10 protein-coding genes are annotated in these 11,986 nt (G+C 69.7%); 1 reads left to right on the plus strand and 9 read right to left on the minus strand.

Translation table 11 applies throughout. The features are described from left to right. Nucleotides 1-148: 148 nt before the first annotated feature. Nucleotides 149-3,295, plus strand: coding sequence for an isoleucine--tRNA ligase (ileS, locus tag ACRAKF_RS11425; RefSeq protein ID WP_447036841.1), 3,147 nt, complete (start codon nucleotides 149-151; stop codon nucleotides 3,293-3,295). Between the two features lie 174 nt (nucleotides 3,296-3,469). Here the strand turns inward: ileS and ACRAKF_RS11430 are convergent, their stop codons facing one another. The 9 genes from ACRAKF_RS11430 to ftsW form a co-directional block, all read right to left on the minus strand. Continuing rightward, nucleotides 3,470-4,576, minus strand: coding sequence for a DivIVA domain-containing protein (locus ACRAKF_RS11430; RefSeq protein WP_447036842.1), 1,107 nt, complete (start codon nucleotides 4,574-4,576; stop codon nucleotides 3,470-3,472). A 46-nt stretch (nucleotides 4,577-4,622) separates the two neighbouring features. Next, entirely contained in the window at nucleotides 4,623-4,907 is a 285-nt protein-coding gene (locus ACRAKF_RS11435; protein WP_447036843.1) for a YggT family protein, read from the minus strand. Nucleotides 4,908-4,989: 82 nt separating this feature from the next. After that, nucleotides 4,990-5,616 carry a cell division protein SepF gene (locus ACRAKF_RS11440; protein ID WP_369216023.1) on the minus strand — a complete coding sequence of 209 codons (627 nt, stop codon included), beginning with the start codon at nucleotides 5,614-5,616 and terminating at the stop codon, nucleotides 4,990-4,992. A gap of 125 nt (nucleotides 5,617-5,741) precedes the next feature. Next, nucleotides 5,742-6,461: a YggS family pyridoxal phosphate-dependent enzyme gene (locus ACRAKF_RS11445; RefSeq protein ID WP_447036844.1), complete on the minus strand. Its 720-nt coding sequence runs from the start codon at nucleotides 6,459-6,461 to the stop codon at nucleotides 5,742-5,744. A 6-nt stretch (nucleotides 6,462-6,467) separates the two neighbouring features. After that, nucleotides 6,468-7,199, minus strand: a complete 732-nt coding sequence (gene pgeF, locus ACRAKF_RS11450) for a peptidoglycan editing factor PgeF (protein ID WP_447036845.1) — start codon at nucleotides 7,197-7,199, stop codon at nucleotides 6,468-6,470. A 16-nt stretch (nucleotides 7,200-7,215) separates the two neighbouring features. Further along, complete coding sequence (ftsZ, locus tag ACRAKF_RS11455; RefSeq protein ID WP_447036846.1) at nucleotides 7,216-8,457, minus strand: cell division protein FtsZ; 1,242 nt, start codon at nucleotides 8,455-8,457, stop codon at nucleotides 7,216-7,218. A gap of 275 nt (nucleotides 8,458-8,732) precedes the next feature. Beyond that, nucleotides 8,733-9,527, minus strand: a complete 795-nt coding sequence (locus ACRAKF_RS11460; protein ID WP_447036847.1) for a cell division protein FtsQ/DivIB — start codon at nucleotides 9,525-9,527, stop codon at nucleotides 8,733-8,735. A 14-nt stretch (nucleotides 9,528-9,541) separates the two neighbouring features. Next, nucleotides 9,542-10,636: an undecaprenyldiphospho-muramoylpentapeptide beta-N-acetylglucosaminyltransferase gene (gene murG / locus ACRAKF_RS11465; RefSeq protein ID WP_447036848.1), complete on the minus strand. Its 1,095-nt coding sequence runs from the start codon at nucleotides 10,634-10,636 to the stop codon at nucleotides 9,542-9,544. 6 nt (nucleotides 10,637-10,642) lie between these two features. Then, on the minus strand, nucleotides 10,643-11,953 hold the full coding sequence (gene ftsW / locus ACRAKF_RS11470; RefSeq protein WP_447036849.1) for a putative lipid II flippase FtsW: 1,311 nt from the start codon (nucleotides 11,951-11,953) through the stop codon (nucleotides 10,643-10,645). Nucleotides 11,954-11,986: the final 33 nt, after the last annotated feature.

Consider the following 11,986-nt stretch of genomic DNA (forward strand, 5'->3'; position numbering starts at 1 on the left):
CCCGGTTTCGCGACCCCAATGAGGGGGCTCACCGGCACGGACCTCGTACCGGAGAGCCAAGGAGGGTGGTACCGCGGGAGCGCGCCGCACCAGGCGCACACGGCTCTCGTCCCTCCGACGGAAGGCAGCACATCCGCCGGAGGACTCGTTGAACACGTCGCCGCAGTACCGTCAGGTGCCCGCCCAGGTCGACCTGCCCGCCCTCGAGCACGCCGTGCTCGACTTCTGGCGCGAGCAGAAGATCTTCGCCAGGAGCCTCGAACAGTCCGAGGGGCGCCCCGAGTGGGTGTTCTACGAGGGCCCGCCCACCGCCAACGGCATGCCGGGCGCCCACCACATCGAGGCCCGCGTCTTCAAGGACGTCTTCCCGCGCTTTCGCACCATGCGGGGCTATCACGTGGCCCGCAAGGCCGGCTGGGACTGCCACGGCCTCCCCGTGGAGCTCGCGGTCGAGAAGGAGCTCGGCTTCAACGGCAAGAAGGACATCGAGGCGTACGGCATCGCCGCGTTCAACGCCAAGTGCCGTGAGTCCGTGACCCGGCACACCGACGCCTTCGCCGAGCTGACGACCCGCATGGGCTACTGGGTCGACCTCGACGACGCGTACCGCACGATGAACCCCGAGTACGTGGACTCCGTCTGGTGGTCCCTGAAGGAGATCTTCAACAAGGACCTGCTCGTCCAGGACCACCGCGTCGCCCCCTGGTGCCCGCGCTGCGGCACGGGCCTGTCCGACCACGAACTGGCGCAGGGCTACGAGACGGTCGTCGACCCCTCCGTCTACGTCCGTTTCCCGCTCACCTCCGGTCCGCTCGCGGGCGAGGCCGCCCTCCTGGTCTGGACGACGACCCCCTGGACCCTGGTCTCCAACACCGCCGTCGCCGCGCACCCCGACGTCACCTACGTCGTCGCGACGAACGGCGAGGAGAAGCTGGTCGTCGCCCAGCCGCTCGTCGAGAAGGCCCTCGGCGAGGAGTGGGAGACCACCGGCGAGACCTTCACCGGCACCGAGATGGAGCGCTGGAACTACCAACGTCCGTTCGACCTCGTCGAGTTCCCGGCTCCGGCGCACTACGTCGTGAACGCCGAATACGTGACGACGGAGGACGGCACCGGTCTGGTCCACCAGTCCCCCGCCTTCGGTGAGGACGACCTCAAGGTCTGCCGCGCGTACGGCCTGCCGGTCGTCAACCCGGTGCGCCCCGACGGCACCTTCGAGGAGGACGTCCCGCTCGTGGGCGGTGTCTTCTTCAAGAAGGCCGACGAAACCCTCACCAAGGACCTGGACGACCGCGGCCTGCTCTTCCGGCACATCGCGTACGAGCACAGCTACCCGCACTGCTGGCGCTGCCACACGGCCCTGCTCTACTACGCGCAGCCGTCCTGGTACATCCGCACCACCGCCATCAAGGACCGTCTCCTCCAGGAGAACGAGAAGACCAACTGGTTCCCCGACTCGGTCAAGCACGGCCGCTTCGGCGACTGGCTGACCAACAACGTCGACTGGGCCCTGTCCCGCAACCGCTACTGGGGCACCCCTCTGCCCATCTGGCGCTGCGAGGAGTCCCACCTGACCTGCGTCGGCTCGCGCGCGGAGCTCTCCGACCTGACGGGCACCGACCAGTCGGACCTCGACCCGCACCGCCCGTTCATCGACGAGATCACCTTCGCCTGCCCGCACGAGGGCTGCGGATCGACGGCCACGCGCGTGCCCGAGGTCATCGACGCCTGGTACGACTCGGGCTCGATGCCGTTCGCGCAGTGGGGCTACCCGTACAAGAACAAGGAACTCTTCGAGAGCCGCTACCCCGCGCAGTTCATCTCGGAGGCCATCGACCAGACGCGCGGCTGGTTCTACACGATGATGGCCGTCGGCACCCTGGTCTTCGACAAGTCGTCCTACGAGAACGTGGTCTGCCTCGGCCACATCCTCGCCGAGGACGGCCGCAAGATGTCCAAGCACCTGGGCAACATCCTTCAGCCCATCCCGCTCATGGACCAGCACGGCGCCGACGCCGTCCGCTGGTTCATGGCGGCCGGCGGCTCCCCGTGGGCGGCCCGGCGCGTGGGCCACGGCACCATCCAGGAGGTCGTCCGCAAGACGCTCCTCACGTACTGGAACACGGTCGCCTTCCAGGCGCTGTACGCCCGTACGTCGAAGTGGGCCCCCAGCGGAGCCGACCCGGCGCCCGCCGACCGCCCCCTCCTGGACCGCTGGCTGCTCAGCGAGCTGCACGCGCTCACCGACCAGGTCACCCAGGCCCTTGAGGGCTACGACACCCAGCGTGCCGGCAAGCTCCTGTCCGTCTTCGTCGACAACCTCTCCAACTGGTACGTACGCCGCTCCCGTCGCCGCTTCTGGCAGGGCGACAAGGCGGCCCTGCGCACCCTGCACGAGGTCCTCGAGACGGTCACGCGCCTGATGGCCCCCCTGACACCGTTCATCACCGAGCGTGTCTGGCAGGACCTGATCGTGCCGGTCACCCCGGACGCGCCGGAGTCGGTCCACCTGTCCACCTGGCCCGAGGCCGACCTGTCGGCGATCGACCCGGAGCTCTCGAAGCAGATGGTCCTCGTGCGCCGCCTCGTGGAGCTCGGCCGTGCCACGCGCGCGGAGTCGGGCGTCAAGACCCGTCAGCCGCTGTCCCGCGCGCTGGTGGCCGCCTCCGGCTTCGACTCGCTGGGCCCCGAACTGCACGCCCAGATCACCGAGGAGCTGAACGTCTCCTCCCTGGCGTCACTCTCCGAGGTCGGCGGGTCCCTGGTCGACACCACGGCGAAGGCCAACTTCCGGGCCCTCGGCAAGCGCTTCGGCAAGGGCGTCCAGGCGGTCGCCAAGGCCGTGGCCGACGCCGACGCCGCCGCGCTCTCCCTGGCGCTGCGCGAGGGCACGGCCTCGGTCGAGGTCGACGGCGAAACCGTGACGCTCGCCCCGGACGAGGTGATCATCACGGAGACCCCGCGCGAGGGCTGGTCCGTGGCCTCCGACTCCGGAGCCACGGTCGCGCTCGACCTGGAGATCACCGAGGAGCTGCGCCGCGCGGGCCTGGCCCGTGACGCGATCCGGCTGATCCAGGAGGCCCGCAAGAACAGCGGCCTGGACGTCGCGGACCGTATCGCCCTGCGCTGGACGTCCACGGACCCGGTGGTGCTCACCGCCCTGTCCGACCACGCCGGACTCATCGCGGACGAGGTCCTCGCGACGGACTTCGCCCAGGGTGAGGCGGATGACACATTCGGTCAGACGTTCACCGATGAGCCCCTGAAGCTGACCTTCCGCCTCCGCAAGGCGTAGGTGCTCCGACGAAGGCCCGGTCCCGCCGGCATCTGCCGGCGGGACCGGGCCTTCGTGCTGTTCGCACACCCACAGCGCACACAAGGCCGCAGCGTACAAAAGGGCCGGGCCCCCAGAGAATCTGGGGGCCCGGCCCTGAACGCTGCCGACGCCTCTACGGCGTGGGATCGCCCGTCAGTTGTCGTCCTCGTCGATGAGGAAGCCACGCATCGGCGACGGAGCCTGCTGCATCGGCTGCTGGCCCTGCGGCCGCACCGGCGCCATCGGCTGGGTCATCGCCGGGGACATCTGCTGCTGACCGCCGTAGGACGGGCCGCCGCCGGGCTGGTTGTTGCCCATCGACTGGTTGCCGCCGTAGGACGGGGCACCCGCACCGGCCGGAGCCATCGACGGCGCCGGGGACGGCGGCAGCGAGGCGGTGGCCGGAGTGCGCGGCGGGGCCAGCGAGTCGTCGGCCTGGGTCTCCAGCTGACGGAGCTGCGACTCCAGGTACGACTTCAGACGCGTGCGGTACTCGCGCTCGAAGCCGCGCAGGTCCTCGACCTTGCGCTCCAGCGTGGCGCGGGCGGACTCCAGGGAGCCCATCGCGACGCGGTGCTTCTCCTGCGCGTCCCGCTCCAGGGCGTCGGCCTTGGCACGGGCGTCACGCTCAAGACCCTCGGCGCGCGAACGGGCCTCGCCGACGATCTTGTTGGCCTCGGAGCGGGCCTCCGCGATCGCCTGGTCGGCGGTCTGCTGCGCCAGGGAGAGCACCCGGGCGGCGCTGTCGCCACCGGGGCCCTGACCGGGCTGCTGCATCTGCGGGGGACCACCGTGGCCGCCCATGGGACCACCCATGGGGCCACCCATCGGACCCTGGCCCATCGGGCCGGGACCCTGCGGACCGCCCTGCGGGCCGTGGCCGCTCGGACCTGCGGGCAGCTGCGGTGCGCCGCCGGGCAGCTGAGGCGGGCCGCCCATGGGGCCACCCATCTGCTGCTGCTGCTGCGGCGGGACCGGCTGCGGGCCCGATATGGCGGCGGGCACCGGGGCACCGGGACCTCGCTGGTCCTGCGGCGGCCCGTCGGGGCCCTTGCGCATCCCGCCCTGCTGCTGGTTCTGAGCAGCGGCACGAGTGGCGGCGGCCAGCTTGGCGCGCAGGTCCTCGTTCTCGCGGAGCAGGCGGGTCAGTTCGGCTTCGACCTCATCGAGGAAGGCATCGACCTCGTCCTCGTCATAGCCTTCTCGGAGGCGGACGGTCGTGAACTGCTTGTTCCGCACGTCCTCGGGGGTCAACGGCATCTCTTCACCTCAACGTAGTCGTCGGCATTCGGCAAGACCGTATCGTTCACAAGCCGCTCACGACGGTGATCAGGATGTAGACGATGATCATCAGTACGAAGAAGGACAGGTCGAGCGCCACGCCCCCGAGACGCAGCGGCGGAATGAACCGCCGCAGAAGCTTGAGCGGTGGATCAGTGACAGTGTAGGTGGCCTCCAGAACGACCACCATCGCCTTACCGGGTTGCCATGAGCGGGCGAACTGGAAGACGTAGTCCATGACCAACCGGAAGATCAGCACGATGAGGAAGCACATCAGCGCGATGTAGAGCACCTGCAAGAACACGCTCATGTCCGCGTTTCCCTCTCCCCTGCCAACTCGTGTTTCGTCGTTCCGGTACTGCGTCTACGGCCACTACCGCAGCTACTGTGCCTCAGCTCTGGTTGAAGAACCCGCCCTCTGCGATGCGAGCCTTGTCCTCCGCCGTTACATCGACGTTAGCAGGCGACAACAGGAACACCTTCTGCGTCACGCGTTCAATGCTGCCATGGAGACCGAAGACGAGACCGGCGGCAAAGTCGACAAGTCGCTTCGCGTCGGTGTCGTCCATCTCGGTCAGATTCATGATCACCGGAGTGCCCTCGCGGAAGTGTTCCCCGATGGTACGGGCCTCGTTGTACGTCCGCGGGTGCAGCGTGGTGATGCGGTAGGGCTCCCGCTCGGACACGACCTTGGGCATGATCACCGGTGCGTTCTTCTCCAGGCTCTGGCGTTCAGGTGTGATGGACGCCACGGGGGCGATTCGTGCCGGACGTCCGGATTCCGCGGCTAGCGAAGCGGAATGGGCCGCCGGTTCGCGCGGGGCGGGGGGCTGCACCACTCGTACCGATTCGTCCCGTTGGGACTGGTGCGACTGACGCGGCGGATCGTGCCGCCTGCGCTCCCGCTCGGGCTCCGGCTCGGGCTCGAACTCGTCATCGGGGTCGAACCCCGGACCGTCGTACCCATCGTCCTCCACGAGGCCGAGGTAGACCGCCATCTTGCGCATCGCGCCGGCCATGCTCTGAGTCCTCCGCTCTGTGGTGGATCGGCTGTCGTCACCAACTGCCCGCGATCCACGAGGTATCCCCGCCGGATCAGCGGGAATGACCATATTTTCTGCTGTGGTCCGACTTCTTGGCGACGTTACCCGAGCCCGGGTCGGACTCCGAGTACCGCCGTACCGACGCGTACATGTGTCGCTCCTGCCGCTACGGCCTGCTCAAGGTCCGCGCTCATCCCTGCCGACACCATGTTCGCAGCCGGATGGGTCGCGCGCATGAGGGTTGAGAATTCCATCACCCGCTCGAACGCCGCCTGTCGCCGCCCCGCGTAGGGCCCGGTGAGCGGCGCGACGGTCATCAGACCGTCCAGACGCAGCCCCGGTGCCCCGGCCACGAGTGCGGCCAACTCCTCGACGCCGCCCGCCCCGACGCCCCCGCGCTCACCGCGCCCGTGCTCCTCGGCGTCGAGCGCGACCTGGAGCAGACAGCCGATCTCCCGCTCCGCTCGCACGGCGGCCGACGAGAGCGCCGTGACCAGCTTGGGGCGGTCCACGGACTGCACCAAATCGGCATAACCGACCACGGAACGGACCTTGTTGGTCTGCAATTGACCGACGAAGTGCCAGACGAGGGGAAGATCCGCGCACTGGGCGGCCTTGGGCGCCGCGTCCTGGTCGCGGTTCTCCGCGACATGGCGCACGCCGAGTTCCGAGAGGATGCGCACATCGCTCGCGGGGTAGGTCTTCGTGACCACGATGAGGGTCACTTCCTCGCGCTTGCGGCCGGCCGCCGCGCACGCCGCGGCGATGCGCTCCTCGACCTGCGCCAGATTTGCCGCGAGTTCGCTCTTACGGTCAGTCATGCCCTATCAGTCCAGCCAGACATAGCCCGCCAGGCGACCGGTCGTGCGGTCGCGGCGGTACGAGAAGTGGTCACCGGATTCGCGCGTGCACGCCGGGGAACGCTCCCGGTCGTGCACCCCGAGCCGTTCCAGTTGGGCGTGCACCCCCGCGGTCACGTCGACCGCCGGCGTGCCCCAACTCGTCTCGGCGTGCGCCGCGGGCTCGACGGCGGCGACTTCGGCGCGCATCGCTCCCGGGACTTCGTAGCAACGCCCGCAGACTGCGGGTCCGGTGCGCGCCACGACGCGGGCCGGGTCGGCCCCGAGCTTCACCATCGCCTCGACGGCGGCGGGGACGACCCCCGCCACCATGCCGGGGCGCCCGGCGTGCGCCGCCGCCACCACCCCGGCCACCGGGTCGGCGAGCAGGACGGGCGTGCAGTCGGCGGTCAGCACGGCGAGGGCGAGACCCCTGCGGGCGGTGACCACCGCGTCGACGGCCGGGATGTCGGCGTCGCGCCCCCAGGGCCCGTCGACCACCGCGACGTCACGGCCGTGCACCTGGTTCATCCAGACCACGTGGTCCGGTTCGATGCCGAGGGACCTGGCGGCCAGCGCGCGGTTGGCGCGCACCGCCCCGGGGTCGTCGCCGACGGCACCGCCGAGATTGAGCTCCTCGTACGGAACGGCGCTCACCCCGCCCCACCGGTCGGTGAAGGCGAAGTGCGCGCCGCTCGTGGTGCTGTGCTCGCTTATCACTTCGAGAAGTCCGCCATCACTTCAGGAAGTCCGGGACGTCCAGCTCTTCGGCCTGGCTGTCCTGGTACGGACGGGCCGGCGGCACCTGCGGCGGTGCCACGGGCGCGGACGGGGTCTCACCGGCCGTCGGTGCCGCCTCCGCCGGCTCCGGGATGGACGGCTCGTCGCGCGGGGTGACGCTGCCGAGACCGCCGAAGGCGGGGCGGGACGATTCGGCGGGCCGGGCGGGCGCGGCAGCCGGCGGCGCCGACTCGTCGCGCTTCGCGGATCCGGATGCCGAGCCGAGGACGGTGTCCCGCTTGGACGGCGGCTGCCCGCCGTCGAACCCGGCCGCGATGACGGTGACCCTGACCTCGTCGCCGAGCGCGTCGTCGATGACCGCGCCGAAGATGATGTTGGCCTCGGGGTGCGCCGCCTCGCTGACGAGCTGGGCCGCTTCGTTGATCTCGAAGAGGCCGAGGTCGGAGCCGCCGGAGATGGAGAGCAGCACGCCGCGCGCGCCGTCGATGGATGCCTCGAGGAGCGGCGAGGAGATCGCCATCTCGGCGGCGGCCACCGCTCGGTCGTCGCCGCGGGCCGACCCGATGCCCATGAGTGCCGAACCGGCCTCGGACATGACCGACTTGACGTCGGCGAAGTCGAGGTTGATCAGGCCGGGCGTGGTGATGAGGTCGGTGATGCCCTGGACACCGGAGAGCAGGACCTGGTCCGCCGACTTGAAGGCGTCGAGGACGGAGACCTGCCGGTCCGAGATGGAGAGCAGCCGGTCGTTGGGGATGACGATGAGGGTGTCGACCTCTTCGCGCAGCTCCGCGATGCCGTCCTCGGCCTGGTTGGCGCGGCGACGGCCCTCGAAGGTGAACGGCCGGGTGACCACGCCGATGGTCAGTGCGCCGAGCGAGCGCGCGATGTTGGCGACGACGGGTGCGCCGCCCGTGCCGGTGCCGCCGCCTTCGCCGGCGGTGACGAAGACCATGTCGGCCCCCTTGAGGACCTCCTCGATCTCCTCGCGGTGGTCTTCCGCCGCCTTCCGGCCGACGGCCGGGTTGGCGCCGGCGCCGAGGCCGCGCGTGAGTTCACGGCCGACGTCGAGCTTGACGTCGGCGTCGCTCATCAACAGGGCTTGCGCGTCGGTGTTGATGGCGATGAACTCGACGCCCTTGAGACCGACCTCGATCATCCGGTTGATGGCATTGACACCACCGCCGCCGACACCGATGACTTTGATGACTGCGAGGTAGTTCTGCGGTGCTGCCACGTCGAAGGCCTCTCGCCTCGAGTTACGTGTCGCCGTTTCGCGCTGACGCGATGCGGCGACTGATGCCGAATGGGACGGTCCGAACGCCGACCCGAACCCTAACGCTGAAGTTTAGGGTTACCAGTGTGTCTGTTCCATGGACTCTTCCGAACAGGACACTAAGTCGACAAGTGGCGCACGTTCAACGAACACGCCGAACCTCCCGTTTTTCTTTTCACCCTATGTGATCAGCCGTAGCGCTGCCGAATCAGGGTGCTGGCCTGCGGTGACGGCCGTCAACTCGCCGCCGAGGCCGGTGCGGTGGGGACACTCACATCGAAGTGCCGGGCCTTCGGGGTCGCTTTCATCAGCGCCGAGAGCGTGGTGGCTTTCGTACGCCCCTTCTCGCCACTGCCCCACTCGACGGTGCGGTCACCGCTCAACTCCAGCGAGATGGAGTCGTACGAACGGACCTTGACGCTCCGTGTATCGCGCGCGACGGTTTCCGGCAGGTCACCGGCGACCCGGACCGCCTCGCGCAGCAGCCGGTCGGTGCCGAACCTGCGCAGGCTCGCCGCACCGCTCTTGCGGTCCAGCGCCCATTCGAGACGCGGAACGCCCTTGGGCGCGCGCTCGACCGTGGCGAATCGCACTCCCTTGGCGTCCACTTCGATGAACTTTCCGCCCTTTTCGACGAGGAGAGCCGGCTTGCGTTCCGTCACTTTGAGGCGGATTCCGTCCGGCCATGACCGGGTGACCTCAACCGAGTCAATTCGGGGCAATTTTGAGCGGAGCCGGTCTTCAAGAGCGTCCGTATCGACCGAAATCAGCGGGGCGTCGACGGGGGCGCCCGCCGCTTCGACCACCTTCCGGTCCTTCAGGACGTCGGTGCCCGAGGTCTCCACCCGCTCCAGACGCAGCCACGGAGACCCGTAGAACACCCAGGCGCCCCCGGCCGCGACGAGGACGACGAGGGCCAGGAGCGCGATCGGCTTGCGCGAGCGCGGCGGCAGCTTCAGACGCCGGACACGCTGCGGGCGGGGCGGGCCGGACTTCTTCTGCTGCCGTTCGGCGGTGGTCGGTCCGGCCACGGTCCCCTGCCTTCTCACGCGTTGCGGCGTGACGCAATCGCCTCGTACACCATGCCGACGAGCAGCTCGTCGGCGTCCCTGCGGCCGAACTCCGAGGCGGCGCGGGACATCTCGTACAGCCGGTGCGGGTCGGCCAGTACGGGCAGGACGTTGCCCTGCACCCACTCGGGCGTCAGTTCCGCGTCGTCGACCAGCAGTCCGCCGCCCGCCTTGACCACCGGCTGGGCGTTGAGCCGCTGTTCGCCGTTGCCGATCGGCAGCGGGACGTACGCGGCGGGGAGCCCTACGGCGGAGAGTTCGGCGACGGTCATCGCGCCCGCGCGGCAGAGCATCATGTCGGCCGCGGCGTACGCGAGGTCCATCCGGTCCACGTACGGTACCGGGATGTAGGGGGGCATCCCCGGCATCTGCTGCACCTGCGGCAATTCGTTCTTCGGGCCGACCGCGTGCAGGATCTGGATGCCCGCCCGCTGGAGCACCGGCGCGGCCTGCTGGACGACCTCGTTGAGCCGCCGGGCGCCCTGGGAGCCGCCCGACACGAGCAGCGTCGGCAGGTTGGGGTCGAGGCCGAAGGCGGCGCGCGCCTCCGGGCGGACCCGGGCCCTGTCGAGCGTGGCGATGGTGTGGCGCAGCGGGATGCCGATGTACCGGGAGTTGCGCAGCTTGCTGTCGGGCGTCGCGACGGCCACCCCGTGGGCGTACCGCGAACCGATCTTGTTGGCGAGACCGGGCCGCGCGTTGGCCTCGTGCACCACGATCGGCACCCCGGCCCGCTTGGCCGCGAGATAGCCGGGCAGGGCCACGTAGCCGCCGAAGCCGACGACGCAGTCCGCCTTGGTGCGCTCCAGGATCTGCTCGGCCGCCTTGATGGTGCCGCGCAGCCGTCCCGGGACGGTGATCAGCTCAGGGGTGGGCTTGCGCGGCAGGGGTACGGCCGGGATCAGCGCCAGTTCGTAGCCCCGCTCGGGTACGAGTCGGGTCTCGAGTCCACGCTCCGTGCCCAGGGCCGTGATGCCCACGGTGGGGTCCTGCCTCCGCAGGGCGTCCGCGAGGGCGAGCGCGGGCTCGATGTGGCCGGCGGTCCCCCCGCCGGCGAGTACGACATGCACCGAAATTCACCGCTCTCCGGACGAACGCGCCTTGGCGCGCCGTCGCATCGTGTTCCACTTCACCCGAGGTTGCCGCATGGCCAGGGCCGCCTTCGCAGCGGGGTCCGATCGCGCGAAGGCGATGAGGAGCCCGATGGCGAACATGGTCGGCAGCAGGGCCGACCCCCCGTAGGAGAACAGCGGGAGCGGGACACCGGCGATCGGCAGCAGACCGAGCACCGCACCGACATTGATCACGGCCTGCGCCGTGATCCAGGTGGTCACGCCTCCCGCGGCATACCTCACGAAGGGGTCCTCCGTGCGTCCGGCCACGCGGATACCCGCATAGCCTAGAGCCGCGAAGAGGGCGAGCACCGACAGTGTCCCTGCCAGGCCGAGTTCCTCTCCCGTGATGGCGAAGATGAAGTCGGTGTGCGGTTCCGGCAGTTGACCCCATTTTTCCACACTCGCGCCGAGGCCGGAACCGAAGAATCCGCCGGAGGCCAGGGCGTAGATGCCGTGCACGGCCTGCCAGCACTGGTCCGAGGGGCCGGGCTCCGTGGCGCCGATGCAGGCGAGCCTGGCCATGCGGTTGGGGCTCGTTTTGATGAGGATCACACCGAGGAGGGCCGCGACGCCGAGCACCCCGGCGAAGAGCCGGGTGGGCGCACCCGCCAGCCAGAGCAGGCCGAAGAGGACCGCGGTGAGAATGATCGCGGTCCCCATGTCGCCGCCGAGCATGATGAGGCCGAGCAGCATGAAGGCGACGGGGACGAGCGGCACCAGCATGTGTTTCCACTGGATCAGGAGCCGCTTGTCGTGTTTGCGCGCCAGCAGGTCAGCGCCCCACAGGACCAGGGCGAGCTTGCCGAACTCACTGGGCTGGAGCTGGAAGGGGCCGCCCAGGTAGATCCAGTTCTGGTTGCCGTTGACGCTGCGCCCTATCCCCGGGATCTGGACGAGGACCATCAGGAAGACGGTCACCGCGAGCATCGGATAGGCCAGCGCCCGGTGCAGCTTGACGGGCATCCGCATCGCGACGAGCAGCAGCCCGGTGCCGATCACGGCGGCCACGAACTGCTTGCGGAAGAAGTACGACGCGGGCAGGTCGAGCTGGAGCGCCTGGATCATCGAGGCCGAGTAGACCATCACCAGGCCGAGTACGGTGATCAGAAGGCTGCTGCCGAAGATCAGGTAATACGCCGTCAACGGCCGGTCCCACGCGCGGCGGACCCTGGTGACGAGCCGCCGCGGCCCGCTCTCGCCCGGCGGGTGGGAGGCGCCTCTGGCGCGTACGGGAGCCGGTCGTTTGGCGACCCGCACGGAAGACCTGGCCACGTTCCCTCCCAAGGATGTGTCCGGCGCCGGCCG

This window comes from Streptomyces sp. DSM 118878 (assembly GCF_052936595.1).

What these genes read in the sequence shown, in the direction of transcription:
- ACRAKF_RS11440 (WP_369216023.1), bottom strand. Translation starts at nt 5,616, where the DNA reads ATGGCCGGCGCGATGCGCAAGATGGCGGTCTACCTCGGCCTCGTGGAG.
- ACRAKF_RS11430 (WP_447036842.1), bottom strand. Translation starts at nt 4,576, where the DNA reads ATGCCGTTGACCCCCGAGGACGTGCGGAACAAGCAGTTCACGACCGTC.
- ACRAKF_RS11445 (WP_447036844.1), bottom strand. Translation starts at nt 6,461, where the DNA reads ATGACTGACCGTAAGAGCGAACTCGCGGCAAATCTGGCGCAGGTCGAG.
- ACRAKF_RS11435 (WP_447036843.1), bottom strand. Translation starts at nt 4,907, where the DNA reads ATGAGCGTGTTCTTGCAGGTGCTCTACATCGCGCTGATGTGCTTCCTC.